The sequence below is a fragment of the Streptomyces sp. NPDC085596 genome, assembly GCF_044541565.1.
GTDB lineage: Bacteria > Actinomycetota > Actinomycetes > Streptomycetales > Streptomycetaceae > Streptomyces.
In genome coordinates this window covers 397,291-415,629 of the sequence record NZ_JBITTC010000006.1, presented here as the reverse complement: position 1 = coordinate 415,629, position 18,339 = coordinate 397,291, and the positions used below count along the sequence as shown (strand labels likewise).

At 72.6% G+C, this 18,339-nt stretch carries 13 protein-coding genes; 6 read left to right on the top strand and 7 right to left on the bottom strand.

Going from position 1 to position 18,339, the window contains the following annotated elements; translation table 11 throughout:
• Nucleotides 1–48 precede the first annotated feature (48 nt).
• From ACIGA3_RS20685 to ACIGA3_RS20665, 5 genes are read right to left on the bottom strand one after another with little or no spacing between them, the layout of a single operon-like run.
• The gene (locus ACIGA3_RS20685) at nucleotides 49–657 is read right to left on the bottom strand and encodes a GTP-binding protein (RefSeq protein ID WP_399717548.1); all 609 of its coding nucleotides are present in this window, start codon (nucleotides 655–657) and stop codon (nucleotides 49–51) included.
• Entirely contained in the window at nucleotides 635–4,306 is a 3,672-nt protein-coding gene (locus tag ACIGA3_RS20680) for a hydantoinase B/oxoprolinase family protein (protein ID WP_399717545.1), read from the bottom strand. Before ACIGA3_RS20680 ends, ACIGA3_RS20685 begins: the two co-directional genes overlap by 23 nt.
• Before the next feature lie 24 nt (nucleotides 4,307–4,330).
• The gene (locus ACIGA3_RS20675; RefSeq protein WP_399717542.1) at nucleotides 4,331–4,726 is read right to left on the bottom strand and encodes a DUF742 domain-containing protein; all 396 of its coding nucleotides are present in this window, start codon (nucleotides 4,724–4,726) and stop codon (nucleotides 4,331–4,333) included.
• A gap of 10 nt (nucleotides 4,727–4,736) precedes the next feature.
• Nucleotides 4,737–5,171, bottom strand: a complete 435-nt coding sequence (locus tag ACIGA3_RS20670; protein WP_399717540.1) for a roadblock/LC7 domain-containing protein — start codon at nucleotides 5,169–5,171, stop codon at nucleotides 4,737–4,739.
• Nucleotides 5,168–7,912 carry a nitrate- and nitrite sensing domain-containing protein gene (locus tag ACIGA3_RS20665; RefSeq protein ID WP_399717538.1) on the bottom strand — a complete coding sequence of 915 codons (2,745 nt, stop codon included), beginning with the start codon at nucleotides 7,910–7,912 and terminating at the stop codon, nucleotides 5,168–5,170. Before ACIGA3_RS20665 ends, ACIGA3_RS20670 begins: the two co-directional genes overlap by 4 nt.
• A 417-nt stretch (nucleotides 7,913–8,329) precedes the next feature.
• Between ACIGA3_RS20665 and ACIGA3_RS20660 the strand changes: the two genes are divergently transcribed.
• Nucleotides 8,330–8,857 carry a hypothetical protein gene (locus tag ACIGA3_RS20660; protein WP_399717536.1) on the top strand — a complete coding sequence of 176 codons (528 nt, stop codon included), beginning with the start codon at nucleotides 8,330–8,332 and terminating at the stop codon, nucleotides 8,855–8,857.
• 31 nt (nucleotides 8,858–8,888) lie between these two features.
• Here the strand turns inward: ACIGA3_RS20660 and ACIGA3_RS20655 are convergent, their stop codons facing one another.
• Nucleotides 8,889–10,061 carry an NAD(P)/FAD-dependent oxidoreductase gene (locus ACIGA3_RS20655; protein WP_399717533.1) on the bottom strand — a complete coding sequence of 391 codons (1,173 nt, stop codon included), beginning with the start codon at nucleotides 10,059–10,061 and terminating at the stop codon, nucleotides 8,889–8,891.
• A gap of 31 nt (nucleotides 10,062–10,092) precedes the next feature.
• On the bottom strand, nucleotides 10,093–10,416 hold the full coding sequence (locus tag ACIGA3_RS20650) for a bifunctional 3-phenylpropionate/cinnamic acid dioxygenase ferredoxin subunit (protein WP_399717530.1): 324 nt from the start codon (nucleotides 10,414–10,416) through the stop codon (nucleotides 10,093–10,095).
• A gap of 305 nt (nucleotides 10,417–10,721) precedes the next feature.
• Here ACIGA3_RS20650 and ACIGA3_RS20645 point away from each other — a divergent pair, with 305 nt between their 5' ends.
• From ACIGA3_RS20645 to ACIGA3_RS20625, 5 genes are all read left to right on the top strand, one after another.
• Nucleotides 10,722–11,561, top strand: a complete 840-nt coding sequence (locus tag ACIGA3_RS20645; RefSeq protein WP_399717527.1) for an IclR family transcriptional regulator — start codon at nucleotides 10,722–10,724, stop codon at nucleotides 11,559–11,561.
• Nucleotides 11,562–11,878: 317 nt separating this feature from the next.
• Nucleotides 11,879–14,356 (top strand): FAD-dependent oxidoreductase, encoded by a 2,478-nt coding sequence (locus ACIGA3_RS20640; protein ID WP_399717524.1) that lies wholly within the window; start codon nucleotides 11,879–11,881, stop codon nucleotides 14,354–14,356.
• Between the two features lie 56 nt (nucleotides 14,357–14,412).
• Nucleotides 14,413–15,582, top strand: a complete 1,170-nt coding sequence (solA, locus tag ACIGA3_RS20635) for an N-methyl-L-tryptophan oxidase (protein ID WP_399717521.1) — start codon at nucleotides 14,413–14,415, stop codon at nucleotides 15,580–15,582.
• Entirely contained in the window at nucleotides 15,579–16,709 is a 1,131-nt protein-coding gene (locus ACIGA3_RS20630; RefSeq protein ID WP_399717519.1) for an aromatic ring-hydroxylating dioxygenase subunit alpha, read from the top strand. Before solA ends, ACIGA3_RS20630 begins: the two co-directional genes overlap by 4 nt.
• A 60-nt stretch (nucleotides 16,710–16,769) precedes the next feature.
• The gene (locus ACIGA3_RS20625; protein WP_399717516.1) at nucleotides 16,770–18,320 is read left to right on the top strand and encodes an APC family permease; all 1,551 of its coding nucleotides are present in this window, start codon (nucleotides 16,770–16,772) and stop codon (nucleotides 18,318–18,320) included.
• Nucleotides 18,321–18,339: the final 19 nt, after the last annotated feature.

Genomic DNA, 18,339 nt, shown 5'->3' with positions numbered 1-18,339 from the left:
TGTGTCGCGGGGTGGTGGTGGGACAGACGGGGCAGGCCGCCCCACGGGTCAGGTGGCGAGGGCCCGGCGGCGTTCGGCGGCCAGCTCCATGGCGTGCTGGACGACCCCGATCAGCACGGCCTTGACCGATTCCCGGTCGCGGGCGTCGGTCAGCAGCACGGGCACGTCCGGATCGAGGTCGAGCGCCTTGCGGACGGACTCCACCGGGTAACGGGCGGCCCCCTCGAAGCAGTTGACGCCGACGACGAACGGGATCGACCGCCGCTCGAAGTAGTCGACGGCGGCGAAGCAGTCCTCCAGGCGCCGGGTGTCGGCGAGGACGACGGCGCCGAGCGCGCCCTCGGAGAGCTCGTCCCACATGAACCAGAACCGCTGCTGGCCGGGCGTGCCGAAGAGATAGAGCACGAGGTCGGCGCGGAGGGTGATGCGTCCGAAGTCCATGGCCACCGTGGTGGTGCGCTTTCCCTCGACGCCGTCGGTGTCGTCGACGGGCCGCCCGGCCTCGGTCAGCACCTCCTCGGTGCGCAGCGGCCGGATCTCGCTGACCGCGCCGACCATGGTGGTCTTGCCTACGCCGAACCCCCCGGCCACCAGGATCTTGAGCGTGACGGGCTCGACGGGTGGCTTGCCGCGTTCAGCTCGGCGCTCGAAGACCATCGCTCGCTTCTCCTGCTCGGTGGGGATCTGTCGGGTGGGCGTCTTTGTCAAAAGGGTCGGGCGGTGGCGTGCCGTAGCCCCCGCCACCTGGGGTTTCGACGACGAGTACGTCGCCGGGTGAGACGTCGGCCGAGCCGCTGGCGCCCAGGTCGGTGACCGTGCCGTCGGCGTGCTCGACCCGGTTGGCGCCCAGGGCGCCGGGTGCGCCGCCTGCCATACCGTACGGCGGGACGCGGCGGTGCTGGGAGAGGGCGGAGACCGTCATGGGTTCGAGGAAGCGGATGCGGCGCACCGCGCCGTCCCCGCCGCGCTGCCGCCCGGCGCCGCCGCTGCCCCGTCGTACCGCGAACTCGTCGAGGCGGACGGGCAGTCGCCACTCCAGCACCTCGGGGTCGGTGAGCCGCGAGTTGGTCATATGGGTCTGCACCACATCGGCGCCGGGGAACGTGTCGCCCGCACCCGAACCAGAGGCGATCGTCTCGTAGTACTGGTGGTCGTCGTTGCCGAAGGTGACGTTGTTCATCGTGCCGGAGCCCTCGGCCTGGACGCCGAGCGCGGCATAGAGGGCGCCGGTGAGGGCCTGGGAGGTCTCCACGTTGCCCGCGACGACGGCGGCGGGCGGCTCGGGGGCGAGCATGGAGCCGGGCGGTACGACGATGTCGAGCGGGCGCAGGCAGCCGTCGTTGAGCGGGATGTCGTCGGCGACGAGGGTGCGGAAGACGTACAGCACGGCCGCGTCGACGACGGCGGAGGGGGCGTTGAAGTTGGTGCCGAGCTGGGCGGAGGTGCCGGTGAAGTCGATGGTGGCGCGGCGCGTGACACGGTCGACGCGCACCTGGACGCGGATGACGGCGCCCGCGTCGGTCTCGTAGGCGTACTCCCCGTCGTCCAGGGCGTCGATGACGCGGCGGACGGCTTCCTCGGCGTTGTCCTGGACGTGCCGCATGTATGCCTGGACGACGTCGAGGCCGAACTGCTCGATCATGCGGCCCAGTTCGTCGGTGCCCTTCTGGTTGGCGGCGATCTGGGCGCGCAGGTCGGCGAGGTTGGTGGCGACGTTGCGGGAGGGGTACGGGGCGTCGGTGAGCAGGCGGCGGGTCTCCTCCTCGCGGAGGCGGCCGTCCTCGGTGAGCAGCCAGTTGTCGAAGAGGACGCCCTCCTCCTCGATGGTGCGGCTGTCGGCGGGCATGGAGCCGGGGGCGATGCCGCCGATCTCGGCGTGGTGGCCGCGTGAGGCGACGTGGAAGAGGATCTCGGGGTCACTCCCCGTGTCCGTCGGCGCGCGGGTGCCGAAGACGGGGGTGATCACGGTGACGTCGGGCAGGTGGGTGCCGCCGTGGTACGGGTCGTTGACGGCGTAGGAGTCGCCGGGCCGCAAGGCGGAGCCCCGACGGCGGATGACCTCCTTGACGCTGGTGCCCATCGAGCCGAGGTGGACGGGGATGTGCGGGGCGTTGGCCACCAGGTTCCCGTCCGGGTCGAAGAGGGCGCAGGAGAAGTCCAGGCGTTCCTTGATGTTGACGGACTGGGCGGTGGACTCCAGCCGGGCGCCCATCTGTTCGGCGATCGACATGAAGAGGTTGTTGAAGACCTCCAGCAGGACCGGGTCGACTTCCGTGTCGGGTCGGGAACTCTCCGTGACGGCCGTCCGTTCCATCACCAGATGTCCGTCGTCGTTCGCGGTCGCGTGCCAGCCCTCGTCGACGACGGTCGTGGTGCCGGCCTCGGTGATGATCGCGGGGCCGGTGACGGTGTCGCCGGGCGGCAGGGCCTCCCGGCGGTGGAGGGGTACGTCGCGCCAGGCGCCGCCGGTGTGCAGGCGGACGGTGTCGAGGGCGGCGGGGGTGCCTTCGTAGGGGGCGAGGGCGGAGAGATCGGGGGGTGGGGTGATGCCGGTGGCTTCCACGGAGAGGGCTTCGACGACGATGTGGCGGTCGAGGGTGAAGGAGTAGGTGGCGCGGTGGCGTTCTTCGAAGGCGCGCTTCATGACGCCGGGGTCGGTGAGTTCGACGGTGAGCGCGGTGTCGGTGCCGTCGTAGCGGAGCTGGGCGCGGCGGACGGTCCGGACGCGGTCCTCCGGCACGTTCTCGGCGCGGAGTTCGGCTCGGGCGGCCGCCTCCAGTGCGTCGGCGGTCTCGCGGACGCCGGGCATGGCCGCCTCGGTCAGGGGTGCCTCGACGGACTGCTCGCGCATCGCCGTGGTGTCGGCGAGCCCGATGCCGAGCGCGGAGAGGACACCGGCCATGGGCGGCACCAGGACGGTGCGGATACCGAGGGCGTCCGCGACCCGGCAGGCGTGCTGGCCGCCGGCGCCGCCGAAGGTGGTGAGGGCGTAGCGGGTGACGTCGTGGCCCTGCTGGACGGAGATCCGCTTGATCGCGCCGGCGATGTTGGCGACCGCGATGCGCAGGTATCCCTCGGCCACCTGCTCCGGGGTGCGGTCGTCACCGGTGGCCTCGCGGATCTCGCGGGCGAGCGCGGCGAAGCCGTCGCGTACGGCCAAGGCGTCCAGCGGCTGGTCGCCCTCGGGGCCGAACACGGCCGGGAAGCGGGCGGGCTGGATTCGGCCGAGCATCACATTGGCGTCGGTGACGGTGAGCGGGCCGCCCGCGCGGTAGCAGGCCGGGCCGGGGTCGGCTCCGGCGGAGTCGGGGCCCACCCGGTAGCGGGAGCCGTCGAAGTGGAGCACGGAGCCACCGCCCGCGGCGACGGTGTGGATGTCCAGCATGGGGGCGCGCAGCCGGACGCCCGCGATCCGGGTGGTGAAGACGCGCTCGTACTCCCCCGCGAAGTGCGACACGTCGGTGGAGGTGCCGCCCATGTCGAAGCCGATGACGCGGTCGTGTCCGGCGAGGTGCGACATGCGGGCCATGCCGACGATGCCCCCGGCGGGCCCGGACAGCACGGCGTCCTTGCCGCGGAACTGCCCGGCCTCGGTGAGCCCGCCGTTGGACTGCATGAACATCAGCCGTACGTCCCGCAGTTCGTCGGCGACGTGCCGGACGTAGCGGTGGAGCACGGGCGAGAGGTAGGCGTCGACCACGGCGGTGTCCCCGCGCGGGACGAGCTTCATCAGCGGGCTGACCTCGCTGGACAGCGAGATCTGGGGGAAGCCGACGCGTTCGGCCAGCTCGCCGACGGCCCGCTCGTGGGCCGGGTGGAGGTGGCTGTGCAGACAGACGACGGCGACCGCGCGGATGCCGTCGTCGTACGCCCGCCGCAGCTCGCCCTCCAGCGCGTGGAGGTCGGGGGCGCGCAGTTCGGTGCCGTCGGCGGCGAGGCGCTCGTCCACCTCCACGACGCGCTCGTAGAGCTGCTCGGGCAGCTCGATGTGGCGGGCGAAGATGTGCGGACGGTTCTGGTAGGCGATCTTCAGGGCGTCGCGGAAGCCGCGGGTGATCACCAGCAGGGTGCGTTCGCCGGTGCGCTCCAGCAGCGCGTTGGTGGCCACCGTGGTGCCCATCCGGACCGCGTCGACGGGCTCCGGGGAGCCTCTCAGCAGTTCGCGGACGCCCGCCACGGCGGCGTCGTCGTACCGGGCGGGGTTGTCGGAGAGCAGTTTGCGCGTGAGCAGGCCGCCGTCGGGGCGGCGCGCGACGATGTCGGTGAAGGTGCCGCCCCGGTCGACCCAGAACTCCCAGCCTGTCACGTCACTACCCCGCTTCCGCGCTGGTCACAGCGCCCGGAGGCCGTCGATCACGTCGCGCAGAATACTCTCGTCCGGCAGCTCGGCCGGGGGCACCGGACGCGTCACATGGACGAGTTCGGCGTGCACGAGGTCGCCGATCAGGACGCGTACGACGCCCACGGGGAGGTCGAGTCCGGCGGCGAGTTCGGCGACCGACTGCGGTTCGTCCCGGCAGAGCCCGACGATCTCCACATGCTCCGGGCCCAGCGTCGGGTCCTCCTCGGGGTCGCCGGCGTCCAGTTCGGTGACGACGACCGCGATCAGGTCGAGGACGTGCTGCCCGGGGCTGGTGGTGCGGCCACGTGTCATGGCGTACGGGCGGACCACGGGGCCCGCCTCGTCGTCGAACCAGTGGCCGCTTCTCTGACCCTCTCCGCTCATGTCTTGACGACTACCCGCCCGCGGGCGGGTCGCTGCGCGGGGCGCTGCCCAGATGGACACCGACCCGCTTGACCAGGAGCGTCATCTCGTAGGCGACCTGACCCACGTCGGAGTCGGCGTCGGAGAACACGGCGAGGCAGCTGCCGTCACCGGCCGCGGTCACGAAGAGGAAGGCGTCGTCCAGCTCGACGACGGTCTGGCGGACGCTGCCCGCGTCGAAGTGGCGGCCCACGCCCTTGGCAAGGCTGTGGAAGCCGGACGCCACGGCGGCCAGGTGTTCGCTGTCCTCCCTGGTCAGGTCCGTGGACACCCCCATGGCCAGGCCGTCGCCGGACAGGACGACGGCCTTGCGGATGCTGGCGACCCGGTCGACCAGGTCGTCGAGGAGCCAGTTCAGCTCCTTCTTCTTGGTGTCCGTGTGGCCGGTCGCGTTCGGTGCGGTCATCGACCGTCTCCCTCAGTCGTTCCTTGTGCTGTGCCGCTGGGGGCTCGGTCGCCCTCAGCGTTCTCCTCGCGGCCGCGCTCCCAGCCGCGCTGGAGCGAGGCCATCCGGGAGCGGACCTCGTCGGCGTCGCGTACGGCGGGCTCGAAGGTGCTCTCGGCGCGCCGGTCGGGGTCGCGCCGCAGCTGCGGCGCCAGGTTGGCCTGGCGTACGCGCCGGGGCAGCGCGGCGGTGCCGTCGGGCGCCGCGTCGGCGGATTCGGGGGTGCTCCGGGGGGCCGCCTCGGTGGGCGCGGCTCCGTGGGAGGCCGCCGAGCTGATCGGGTCGGGGGTGCCCTGGGCGGGCCGGGATCGTCGCGGGAGTTCCGGGGCCGCCGCGTCGGGGCCGGCGGACGGGGGTTCGGGCCGCTCGGCCGTGGCGGTGCGGGCGGTCCGGGGGGTGGGGCGCCTGCCGGAGTCGCCGCGGCGGCGGGTGGGCAGCGGGGGCGGGCCGTCGGGCTCGGCGCCGAAGGCTTCGGCATGCGGGGCGACGGGTTCGCCGTGCGAGCTGACCAGCTTCGGCGGCTCGCGCCGGGGCGGCGGGACGAGGGCGGCGGGGTCCAGGATGTCGGCGGGTGCGAGGCGGCGGGCGCGGAAGATGCCGCCCAGTTCACTGTCGTCGTCCGCCAGGACGCCCGGGAAGTCCTCGGACTGCGCGTCGAGGGCGCGGCGGTCCACGGAGGCGCCCAGCTCGGCCGGGTGGCCGTCCGTCGCACGCGCGACGGGCTGGGGCCGCGCGGTGCCGCGTTCCCTGGTCCGTTCGGTCTCCTTGGAGAGGTCGCCGAGCCGGATGCCGATGCCGTTGGTGTCGGGGGCGTCGTCGGTCAGCAGCGCGTCGGGGATGAGGACGACGGCGGTGGTGCCGCCGTAGGGAGAGGGCTGGAGGGAGACGCGTACGTGCTGGCGCCGGGCGAGGCGGCTGACCACGAAGAGGCCGAGCCGGTCGGTGTCGGACAGCTCGAACTCGGGGGTCTCCGCGAGCCGGAGGTTGGCGTCGAGCAGCGCCTCGGCGGTCATGCCGAGGCCGCGGTCGTGGATCTCCAGGGCGAAACCGTTGGCGACCCGCTCGCCCACCACATGGACATTGGTGTGCGGGGGTGAGAACAGGGTGGCGTTCTCCAGCAGTTCGGCCACGAGGTGGGTGAGGTCGGAGACGGCGGGGCCGATGACGGCGACGCGGGGCAGCCGCCGCACCTCGACGCGCTCGTAGTCCTCCACCTCGGCGACGGAGGCGCGGACGACGTCCATGAGCCGTACCGGGCGGCGCCACTGCCGTGAGGGTGCGGCGCCGGAGAGGATGACCAGGCCCTCGGCGTGCCGGCGCATGCGGGTGGTCAGGTGGTCCAGCCGGAAGAGGTCGGCGAGTTCGTCGGTGTCCTCGGTGCGGCGTTCCATGGTGTCCAGCAGGGTGAGCTGCTTGTGCAGGAGCACCTGGCTGCGGCGGGCGAGGTTGACGAACACCTCGGAGACACCGGCGCGCAGCTCGGACTGCTTCACCGCGGCCTCGACGGCGGCCCGCTGGAGGGTGTTGAGGGCCCGGCCGACCTCGCCGATCTCGTTCTGGTCGTACTCCGGGTGGGGCACCTCGCTCTCCACGTCGACCGGTTCGCCCGCGGAGAGGCGGCGCATCACGTGGGGCAGCCGTACCGCGGACGCCTCGTGCGCCTCCAGCCGCAGCCGCTTCAGGTCGCGGATGAGGCGGCGGCCGACGCGCACGGACAGGATGAGGGAGACGAGGAGGGCCGCGAGACCGAGTACGCCCGCGACGGCGGCCTGGGCGATGACGCCGTAGGCGACGGGCCGCACCCGGTCGCGGAAGCGGGAACCGGCCTGGTCCTCCATCGTGCCGAGGTCTTCGAGGACGCCCCCGGCGACGGCGTGCCAGCTGGCGGTGGTGACACCGCGCGGGATGCCGGCGCCGGTGTCGATGACGTCGCGCTCCGCCGTCCGCAGGGGTGCGGTGGCGGCGTTGCGCCAGTAGCTCTCGTACCGGTCTCGTTCCGGGCCGGGCAGCAGGGGGAGGCTGACGTCGTAGAGCAGGGTGCGCTGGGCGACGAGGTCGGAGATCTCGCGGGCCTCCTCGCGGGAGAGGCTGCCGACCACCAGCGCGGAGCCGAGCAGGGCGTCCTCGCGGGAGAGGAGTTCGCGGGCGCGGCCGGTGTTGACGAGGGCTCCGGCCTGCTTGTCCATCTCCACGTCGTCGACGCCGTCGACCGCGGCGACCAGGGCGTAGCAGGGGTCGACCAGTCGGTTGTAGAGGTCGAGGGCCTCGGCGCGGGTGACGGTGCGTTCCTCGACGCTGCGGCGCAGGGATTCGAGGCCGCCGAGGGCGTCGAGCGCGCTGGTGAGGCGTTCGCCGTCCTCGCCGCGGATCGCGTCGCGGGTCTCGCGGTCGCGGGCGTTGGCGCGGAGGGTGGCGAGGGCGTGGTCGGTGGCGGTGCGGGAGCGGTGCAGCGTGGCGAGGGCGTCGGCGGCGCGCGGGTCGGCGAGGTAGACGAGGCTCTGGCGGCGCTCGCGCTGGAGGTCGCGGACGGTGTCCTCGGTGGGGTGGCCGATGTCCTTCACGGCGCGTGAGACGCGCAGCAGCTGGGCGACCTCGCTTCCCGTGAGCACGGTGGCGAAGCCCCAGACCACGATCAGGGACACCAGCGGCACGAGAAGCAGCGCCACGATCTTCCGGCGGATCGACTTCCCGCGAAACCGCATGGCCTCCCCCAGCTCGACCCCGTCGGTCGGGGCACGTGTGTCCGACTCGGAACGGCGTGAGCCTACTACCGCCTCGCAGGTGACTCGAAGGCGCCTCTGATGCGTGAACTCCCTTATGGGGGACGAGAGATGGCGAGTTGTCAGGGCATTGGGGGAGATTGCGGCCGCGAAGGGAGGGGTCCAGGGGAAGCGGGCCGAAACAGTACGGACACCGGTTGGCCGGAAATTTTCACAAGTCGGGAATCTTCGAGGCGTGTCGTTCGTCGTTCACATGGGGAGACGGGGACGGAATCGGCCATTGGAGCCGCATCCTTCGCCCCGGCCGCGTAAAACAGCGCAAGCCGGGCAGCCACTGGGGAGTCGGGGCCTTCGGGTCCCGGGGCGAGCGGTCTGCCGGCGGTGGGGAGTGACACGGTGATGGGCACGGCGGAGCGGCGCGATGCGCCCGAGGTGAGCGTGGCGGAGCGCCCGGCGCGGATTCCGGGCCAGGTGGGGTCGGAGCGTGGGATACCGCCGCGCACGCCGGGTGGCGTGAGAGCCGGCCGGCAGTCGGCGTACCGGCCGCTGTGGGTGGAGGAGCCCGCGCGGCGGCGCCGGATGGCGGACCCGGTGCGTACGGCCGCGGTGCGGGCGGTGCTGATCATCGCGGTGACGCTGATCCAGGCGATGGTGGCGTTCCTGTGCACGCTGGCCGGGTCCTGGCTGGCTTTCCCGATGGTGATCAGCAGTGTGGCCAGCACGGTGGTGGCGACCTGGGCGGTGGTCGACGTATGGGTGACCCGCCAGGTGTGGAACCAGCGGTACGGCGTGGTCTCCGAGCCGAGCAGCACGGCCCGGCAGCTGCGCCGGGAGCGCCGGGCGGCGCGGCGGCGGGAGCGGACCGCGCGGCGGGACCAGGCGCGGATAGCCAGGCGGGGCGGCGCGAAGCAGCTGTCCCACCCCTGAGATCCAGGTGGCCCGCTCGGGCCCGGGGCGTTCACATCGTGGCGGTCTCGGCCGTCCTGCCGAGTTCGCGCCGGGCGCGGGTGAAGGGGCGGGACCGGTCCACCGCGAGTACGGCGACCGTGTTGCCGGCGCGTTCGTAGCGGGCCAGGAACCCTGCCTCGCCCGGACCCTCGTCGAGGAGTTCGCCCTCGGTGACGCGGACGGTGTCCCCGGCCCGGTACCGGCCGGCGAACTGGATGCGGGAACCGTACTGGTCGGACCAGAAGTAGGGCACCGGCCGCAGGGTGGCGAGGGTGCGGCCGGCGAGCAGGTTGGTCACGGCGACGCGGGGCTGCTCGGTGGCCGAGGTCCAGTGCTCGGCGCGGGTGCCGCCGGCGCGGGCGACATCGCCGACCGCGACCACCTGGGGCAGCGCGGTCGCACAGCCGTCGTCACAGCGGACGCCATCGCCCAGGGCGAGGGCCGAGCCCGCCAGCCAGGCGGTGTTCGGGACGGCGCCGATACCGGTGATCACGATGTCCGCGGTGAGGGTGTGACCGTCGGTCAGCTCCACGGCCGTGGCCGCCCCGGTGCGCCGCAGGCTCGCCACCCCGGTGCCGGTGCGGAGCCGTACGGCGCCCCGGCGGTGCAGCGTGGCGCACACGGCGGCCATCTCCGGGCCGAGTTGGGACAGCAGCGGCAGCGGGGCCGCTTCGATCACGGTGACTTCATGGCCGAGGGCGGCACAGGACGCGGCGGTCTCGGCGCCGATGAAGCCACCGCCGATCACGACCACCCGCCGGGCGCCTTCGGTGAGCCGGGCGCGCAGCGCGCGGGCGTCCTCCAGGGTGCGCAGGGTGTGGACGTCGGCGGGGGCACCGGGCAGGCGCCGGGCCGTGGCGCCGGTGGCGATGACGAGACCGTCCGTGGTGAGGGCGCGGCCGTCCTCCAGCAGGACGGTGCGGGCTCGGGTGTCGAGCCCCCGCGCGCGGACGCCGAGCAGCCATTCGGCGTCCAGTTCGCCGGTCTCCTCGGTGTCCAGGAGGGCGAGTCGGTCCTCGTCCGTTTGGCCGGTGAGGAAGTCCTTGGAGAGGGGAGGGCGGTCGTAGGGCGGGTGCGGTTCGTCGCCGACGACGACCAGCCGGCCGTCGTACCCCTGCGCGCGCAGCTCGCGTGCCGCGTACAGCCCGGCGAGGGAGGCGCCGACGATGGTCACGGTCCTCATGTGCGATGACTCCTTGTCCGCGGGGGCGCGTTCAGGCGGCCGTTCCCTCGCGCACCGTGACATGGACGTGGATCACGCCCTCGTCCACGGTGACGAGGTGGGTGCGCAGGGCGTGCCGGGCCGGGAGGCAGGTCGGGGTGCCGGTGCGCAGGTCGAACGAGGCGGCGTGCAGGGGGCATTCGATCAGGCAGCCCTCCAGCCAGCCCTCGGAGAGCGAGGCGTCCTGGTGGGTGCAGGTGTCGTCGACGGCGTAGAGGGAGCCGTCGTCGGTGCGGAACACGGCGATCGGCGGGGCGGTGTCGATACGGACGGACTCGCCCTCGGGAAGGTCTTCGAGGCGGCAGACGGGAATCACGGGTCCCCCCTCTCGGTCCGGGACGCTCGGTCCGGACCGGGTAGGCGCAGACGGCAGGGATGCGGGAGGTGCGGGGAGGTACGAGAAGGTGCGGGAAAGCACGGAAGGGGTGTGGGACAGGGTGGACCGGACAGGTCCAGGAGATCCGCGCCCCTTCCGGGATACGGACGCTTCGGTAACATGATGTTCCACATGGCGCACGAACCAGCGCTGTGCGCAACAGAATCCGCGCGGGACGACCGTCGCGTCAAGGGCTTCCCGCAGATGCGGCCCGAACCGGGCCGGCAGATGGGGAGAGTTGAGCCATGAGCCGCACGCAGAAGCGGTCCGGCCCCGGCGAGAAGACCAGGGCGGACGACGATTCCACGGAGCCGAACAGAGGTCGCGGCGCGGCCGGTTCCGTGCAGTCGGTGGACCGTGCCGTGAGCGTGCTGGAGATCCTCGCCCGGCATGGTGAGGCGGGCGTCACCGAGATCGCCGACGAGCTGGACGTGCACAAGTCCACGGCGTTCCGGCTGCTCGGTGTCCTGGAGAACCGGGGCCTGGTGACCCAGACCGGCGACCGCGGCAAGTACTACCTGGGAGCCGGTGTGCTGCGCCTGGCGGGCGCGGCGGCGGCGCGGCTGGACATCTCCCAGGAGGGCGTGCCGGTCTGCCGCGAGGCCGCCGACGAACTCGGCGAGACCGTGAACATCGCGGTGCTCGACGACGACGCCGCCGTCAATGTCATGCAGGCCCGCGGCACCGCCTCCGTGACCGCGCAGAACTGGCTCGGCAGACGCACCCCGCTGCACGCCACCTCCAGCGGCAAGGTGCTGCTCGCGCACATGCCGCTCCCCCTGCGCGAGGGCTTCCTCGCCCGGCCGCTGTCCCGGTTCACCGAGCGCACGGTCACCGGAGCCGCGCTGCTGCGGACCGAGCTGGAGACCGTGCTGGAGCGGGGATACGCCGTGACCACCGACGAGTTGGAGCTGGGCCTCGCGGCCGCCGCCGCGCCGATCCGGGCGCACGACGGCAAGGTGGTCGCGGCGATCAGCGTGTCCGGGCCGGTGTACCGGCTGGGCCCGGAGCGGCTGTCGGTGGTGGCCAAGCGGATGGCGGCGGCGGGCGAGGAACTGTCCCGGCGGATGGGCTACGGCTTCTGACGGAGGGCCGGGCGGACGTTCGTCGGACCCGGCCGGCGACAGCCACACCAGGGCGATCTCGGCGCGGCACCAGGGAGTTCCCGGTGCCGCGCCGCCGTGCGCTGGGGGTTCGGGCGGCCATGTGCCGGGGCGGTTTCGGCGCCCCGGATTCGTTTTGCCAAGGGTTAACTCGCACCTCTTGACGATGCGTTCACCGCGTTCTCAATATGTTCCTCACCGCGCAACCCATCGTGCAATGCGCAACAGTAGAGGAGCCCTGACCCGGCGCCCCCGACCCGAGACTCCGGTCCCCCATCCCCGCCCGCACAAGGAGGGGCATGTCCGCCACGCCCGAAGAACGCACGCACCCGTCCCCCGAGACCTCCCCGCGCGTCGTCATCGTCGGCGCCGGAATCGTCGGCTGTTCCCTCGCCGACGAGCTGACCGCGCGCGGCTGGACGGACGTCACCGTCCTCGAACAGGGACCGCTGCCCGCTCCCGGCGGCTCCACCTCCCACGCGCCGGGGCTCGTCTTCCGCACCAGCCCGTCGAAGACGCTGACGGAGTTCGCCCGGTACACCGTCGAGAAGTTCGGCTCGCTCAGCCACGACGGCACCCCCTGCTTCGAGCCGGTCGGCGGCCTGGAGCTGGCCACCACCCCCGAACGCCTCGCCGACCTGCACCGCAGGGCCGGGCTCGCCGCGGCCTGGGGTGTGGACGGCGAGGTGGTGAGCGCCGCCCGCTGCAAGGAACTCTGGCCGCTGCTGGACGAGTCGGTGGTGCTGGGCGGCTTCCACACCCCGGCGGACGGGCTGGCCCGCGCCCTGCCCGCCTGCCGTGCCCAGCTCGACCGGGCCACCGCGCGGGGTGCCCGTTTCCTCGACCGGCACACCGTCACCGGCATCGAGCGGGCGGACGGCCGGGTCACCGGTGTGGTGACCGACCGGGGCGTCTTCCCCGCCGACCATGTCGTCTCGGCGGCGGGCTTCTGGGGCCCGGTGATCGGCCGGATGGCCGGGATCGACGTACCGCTGCAGCCGCTGGCGCACCAGTACGCCCGGACCCGGCCGCTGCCCGAGCTGAGCGGGGCGTCCCGCGAGGCGACCCTGCCCATCCTCCGCTTCCAGGACGCCGACCTGTACTTCCGGGAGCACCACGACCGGATCGGCATCGGCTCGTACGCGCACCGCCCGCTGCCCGTGGACCCGTTCGGCGTGCCGGGGTACGACGAGGCGCGGGCGCGGGACATGGAGATGCCGTCCTCGTACCCCTTCACCGAGGAGGACTGGGCGCCCAGTTGGGCGGACGCCCGGCGGCTGCTGCCCGCGCTGCGCGGGGCGGAGGTGGAGAGCGGGTTCAACGGGGTCTTCTCCTTCACCCCGGACGGCATGCCGCTGCTGGGCGAGTCCCGTGGGCTGCGCGGTCTCTGGCTGGCCGAGGCGGTCTGGGTCACCCACTCCGCGGGTGTGGCCAGGGCGGTGGCCGAGTGGATGGTCGACGGCCGGCCGTCGATCGACGTGCACGACTGCGATGTCACGCGATTCGAGGAGGCGCAGCGTTCACCCGCGTATGTCCGTGAACGCGGTTCACAGCAGTTCGTCGAGGTGTACGACGTCATCCACCCGCTCCAGCCGATGGAGCGGCCCCGCCCGCTGCGCGTCAGCCCCTTCCACGCCCGGCAGGAGCAGCTCGGCGCGTACTTCCTGGAGGGCGGCGGCTGGGAGCGCCCGCACTGGTACGAGGCGAACGCCCCGTTGGTGGCGGAGCTGGGCCCGCTGCCGGAGCGGGACCCCTGGTCCGCCCGCTACTGGTCCCCGATCGCCGTCGCCGAGGCCCGCGCCACCCGCGAGGGCGTCGCCCTGTACGACATGACCCCGCTGCGCCGGCTGGAGGTGACCGGCCCCGGCGCCCTCGCGTACCTCGACCGCATGACCAGCAACAAGCTGCGCAAGAAGCCCGGCGCGGTCACGTACACGCTCCTCCTGGACGAGACCGGCGGCATCCTCTCCGACCTCACCGTGGCCCGGCTGGCCGAGGACCGCTTCCAGGTGGGCGCCAACTCCCCCGCCGACCTGGACCATCTCCTCCGGCACGCCCCCGCCGACCTTCAGATCCGGGACATCACCTCCGGCACCTGCTGTATCGGGGTCTGGGGCCCGCTGGCCCGTGCCCTGGTGCAGCCACTGACCGGGGACGACTTCTCCCACGAGGGCTTCGGCTACTTTCGGGCCCGGCGGACCCACCTCGGGCATGTCCCGGTCACGGCCATGCGGCTGAGCTATGTCGGCGAGCTGGGCTGGGAGCTGTACACCACCGCCGACCTGGGCCTCAGGCTCTGGGACACGCTGTGGGAGGCGGGCCGGGAGCTGGGGGTGATCGCGGCCGGGCGGTCGGCGTTCAACTCGCTCCGGCTGGAGAAGGGCTACCGCGCCTGGGGCACCGACATGACCGCCGAGCACACCCCGTACGAGGCGGGTGTCGGCTTCGCGGTGCGCATGGACAAGGGCGACTTCGTCGGCCGGGACGCACTGCGCGACCGCCCCGAGCCCACCCGCCGGCTGACCCCGCTGCTGCTGGACGACCCGGCCGCCGTGGTACTCGGCAGGGAACCGGTGTCGGTGGACGGCACGACGGCGGGTTACGTGACCAGCGCGGCCTACGGCTGCACGCTGGGCCGGTGCGTCGCCTACGCGTGGCTCCCGGCGGGCCTCGCCCCCGGCACCGGCGTGCACATCGACTACTTCGGCGAGAAGGTCCCCGCGACCGTCGCCGAGGAGCCGCTGTTCGACCCGGGGATGACCCGCATCCGCCGCTGACCGACCGGCGCCGTCCCAACCCAGGAGGCCCGTCCCACCCCAGGAGGTCCGCAGAAGTGTCCCCCACCTACGACGTGATCGTCATCGGGCTAGGCGGCATGGGCAGCGCCGCCGCCCATCATCTCTCCGCGCGCGGCGCCCGGGTGCTCGGGCTGGAGAAGTTCGGCCCGGTGCACAACCGGGGCTCCAGCCACGGCGGTTCCCGTATCACCCGGCAGTCCTACTTCGAGGACCCGGCGTACGTGCCACTGCTGCTGCGCGCCTACGAGCTGTACGAGGAGCTGGAGCGGGCCACCGGCCGGGACGTCGCCGTCCTGTGCGGCGGCGCGATGGTCGGCCCGCCGGGCTCCCGTACCGTCTCCGGCTCGCTGCGCTCGGCCACCGAGTGGGACCTGCCCCACGAGATGCTGGACGCCAAGGAGATCCGCCGCCGCTTCCCCACCCTGACCCCGGCCGACGACGAGGTCGCCCTGTTCGAGGCGAAGGCGGGCCTGCTGCGCCCGGAGAACATGGTCGCCGCCCATCTCCAGCTGGCCACCCGGCAGGGCGCGGAGCTGCGCTTCGAGGAGCCGGTGGTGCGCTGGGAGCCGTACCGGGACGGGGTGCGCGTGCACACCGGCGAGAACACGTACACGGCCGGGCAGCTGGTGATCTGCCCCGGCGCCTGGGCGCCCCGGCTGCTCGCGGACATCGGCGTGCCGATCACGGTGGAGCGGCAGGTCATGTACTGGTTCCAGCCGAGGGGCGGCACCGGGCCGTTCGTGCCGGAGCGCCATCCCGTCTACATCTGGGAGGACGCGGACGGCGTCCAGGTGTACGGCTTCCCCGCCATCGACGGACCCGAGAAGGGCGCCAAGGTCGCCTTCTTCCGCAAGGGGCAGGTCACCACGCCGGAGACCATGGACCGGACCGTGCACGAGCACGAGGTCCGGGCCATGGCGGACCACGTGTCCGCGCTGATCCCCGATCTGCCCGGCACCTTCCTGAAGGCCGCCACCTGCATGTACTCCAACACCCCGGACGAGCACTTCGTGATCGCCCGGCATCCCGCGCACCCGGAGTCGGTCACCGTGGCCTGCGGTTTCTCCGGGCACGGCTTCAAGTTCGTGCCCGTCGTCGGCGAGATCCTGGCCGACCTCGCGCTGACCGGCGTGACCGCGCATCCGACCGGCCTGTTCGACCCCGCCCGCCTCACCGCCCCGGCCGCCCGAGGAGCCCAGCCATGACGACGACCCCGGTCTCCCCCAGCCTGATCGCCACCCTCCCCGGCCGCTACTACACCGACCCCGACGTCTTCCGGCGGGAGCAGGAGGCGCTGCTGGAGTCGATGTGGTTCTGCGCGGTGCGCGGCGCGGACCTGGACCGGCCCGGTGCCTTCCGTACGGTCCAGGTCGGCCGGGAGAGCGTGCTCGTCACCCGCGACCGCACCGGCGCGCTGCGGGCCTTCCTCAACGTCTGCCGCCACCGGGGCGCCCGGCTGTGCACCGAGGAGTCCGGCGAGGTCCGCCGCAGCCTGCAATGCCCGTACCACGCCTGGACGTACGGGCTCGACGGCAGGCTGGTCGCCGCGCCGAACCTGACGAAGATGCCGGACGTGGACCGGGACCGGTACGGGCTTGTCAAGGTCGCCTTGCGGGAATGGCTGGGCTATGCCTGGGTGTGCCTGGCCGGTGAACCGCCCTCCTTCGAGGAGACGGTGCGGCAGGCGGCGGTGGAGCGGCTGGGCGACCCGGCGGCCATCGAGCACTACGGCACCGAGAGTCTGGCCCTCGGCAAACGCGTCACCTACGACGTGCGGGCCAACTGGAAGCTGATCGTCGAGAACTTCATGGAGTGCTACCACTGCGCCACGATCCACCCCGAACTCACCGAAGTGCTACCGGAGTTCGCGGACGGCTACGCGGCCCAGTACTACGTGGGCCACGGCGCGGAGTTCGGCGCGGGCGTCGAGGGGTTCACGGTGGACGGCAGCGCGGGCTTCGGCCGGCTCCCGGAGGTGGCCGCCGAGCAGGACCGGCGCTACTACGCCATCACGGTCCGGCCCAATGTCTTCGTCAACCTCGTCCCCGACCACGTCATCCTGCACCGCATGTTCCCGCTGGCCGAGGACCGCACGGTGGTGGAGTGCGACTGGCTGTACGCGCCCGAGGTGGTGGCGTCCGGGGCCGATGTGTCGAAGTCGGCGGAGCTGTTCCACCGGGTCAACGTCCAGGACTTCGAGGCGTGCGAGCGCACCCAGCCCGCCATGTCCTCGCGCGCCTATCGCGGAGGCGGGGTGCTGGTGCCGACCGAGCACCACATCGGGGCGTTCCACGGGTGGCTGCTGCGGATGCTGGGCGAACAGGCTCCGTGAGCGCCGAAGCGGGGTAGGAACCGGCCGCCTCTTCTTGTCCCACGGCCCCCAGGAGTCCCCATGACCACCCCAGGCCCAGCACCGGACGCGCACGGCGAGGACGACAGCGAACTCGCGGAGTTCGGGTACCGGCCCGAACTCAAGCGCACCCTCGGCAACTTCCACACCTTCGCCGCCGGGATCAGCTACATCTCGATCCTGACCGGCACCTTCCAGCTGTTCTACTTCGGCTACGGCAGTGGCGGACCCGCCTACTGGTGGTCGTGGCCGCTGGTGTTCGTGGGCCAGTTCGCGGTGGCCCTGTGCTTCGCGGAGCTGGCGGCCCGCCATCCGGTGGCGGGTTCGGTCTACAACTGGTCGAAGCGGATAGGCAATCCGCACCTCGGCTGGCTGGCCGGGTGGATGATGCTGATCGCGTCCATCGTGTCGATCGCGGCGGTGGCGCTGGCCTACCAGCTGACGCTGCCGCAGATCTCGTCCGCCTTCCAGTTCGTCGGGGACGGCACCGGCACCTATGACGTGGCGACCAACGCGGTGGTCCTGGCTGCCGTGCTGATCCTGTTCACCACCCTGGTCAACGCCTTCGGGGTGAAGCTGATGGCCACGATCAACGCGATCGGGGTGTTCATCGAGCTGGTCGCCAGTGTCGTGCTGATCGTCATGCTGGCCGTCCATATCACCCGCGGGCCGCAGGTCGTGCTGGAGACCAACGGCACCGGGACGGGCCACGGTGCCGGCTATCTCGGCGCGTTCCTGGTGGCGTCGTTGGCGTCGGCGTACGTCATGTACGGCTTCGACACCGCCGCCTCGCTCGGCGAGGAGTCGCTGAACCCGTCCCGGAACGCGCCCCGCGCCATCCTGCGGGCGATCATCGCCTCCTTCGTGCTGGGCGGTCTGGTGCTGCTGCTGGCGCTGATGAGCGTCTCCAGCCTCAAGGGCGAGAAGCTGTCCACGGACGGGCTCCAGTACGTGGTGCTGGACGTGCTCGGTCCGACGGCGGGCAAGGGCATGCTGTGGTGCGTGCTGATCGCGGTCACGGTGTGCGCGCTGGCCGTGCACACGGCGGCGATCCGGCTGGCCTTCGCCATGGCGCGGGACAACAACCTGCCCGCCTCCTCGCTGCTGGCCCGTGTGAGCCCGCGTTTCCGGACCCCGGTGGTGCCCGCCGTGGTCATCGGTGTGCTGGCGCTGGCGATCCTGGTGGTCAACATCCGCCAGCCGCAGATCTTCACCGTGGTCACCAGCATCGGCATCATCATGATCTACCTGGCCTACCTCGGGGTCACCGCGCCCATGCTGGTGGCGCGGCTGCGCGGCCGGTGGACTCCGGCCGGGGAGGGGCGGTTCTCGCTGGGCCGCTGGGGGCTGGCCGTCAACGTGGTCGCGGTGGTGTGGGGCGCGGGGATGACGCTCAACCTGATCTGGCCGCGCCCGGCCGTCTACAACGCGAGCGCGCCCTACCACTGGTATCTGCGGTGGGGCGCGGTGCTGTTCGTCGCCGTGATCGCGGGCGGCGGCTTCGCCTACTACTGGTTCGTCCAGCGGCACCGGACGGGGGTGCTCGCCGAACACCGGCTGGAGGCCCCTGTGCCCGCTCCCGCGTCCGACTGATCAGGGGCGCGGGGAACTG

Bases quoted from the DNA above. Each gene is read 5' to 3' on its own strand.
- ACIGA3_RS20655 (WP_399717533.1), bottom strand. From the start codon at position 10,061: ATGAGGACCGTGACCATCGTCGGCGCCTCCCTCGCCGGGCTGTACGCG.
- ACIGA3_RS20685 (WP_399717548.1), bottom strand. From the start codon at position 657: ATGGTCTTCGAGCGCCGAGCTGAACGCGGCAAGCCACCCGTCGAGCCC.
- ACIGA3_RS20645 (WP_399717527.1), top strand. From the start codon at position 10,722: ATGAGCCGCACGCAGAAGCGGTCCGGCCCCGGCGAGAAGACCAGGGCG.
- ACIGA3_RS20675 (WP_399717542.1), bottom strand. From the start codon at position 4,726: ATGAGCGGAGAGGGTCAGAGAAGCGGCCACTGGTTCGACGACGAGGCG.
- ACIGA3_RS20630 (WP_399717519.1), top strand. From the start codon at position 15,579: ATGACGACGACCCCGGTCTCCCCCAGCCTGATCGCCACCCTCCCCGGC.
- ACIGA3_RS20640 (WP_399717524.1), top strand. From the start codon at position 11,879: ATGTCCGCCACGCCCGAAGAACGCACGCACCCGTCCCCCGAGACCTCC.
- ACIGA3_RS20660 (WP_399717536.1), top strand. From the start codon at position 8,330: ATGGGCACGGCGGAGCGGCGCGATGCGCCCGAGGTGAGCGTGGCGGAG.
- ACIGA3_RS20665 (WP_399717538.1), bottom strand. From the start codon at position 7,912: ATGCGGTTTCGCGGGAAGTCGATCCGCCGGAAGATCGTGGCGCTGCTT.
- ACIGA3_RS20625 (WP_399717516.1), top strand. From the start codon at position 16,770: ATGACCACCCCAGGCCCAGCACCGGACGCGCACGGCGAGGACGACAGC.
- ACIGA3_RS20670 (WP_399717540.1), bottom strand. From the start codon at position 5,171: ATGACCGCACCGAACGCGACCGGCCACACGGACACCAAGAAGAAGGAG.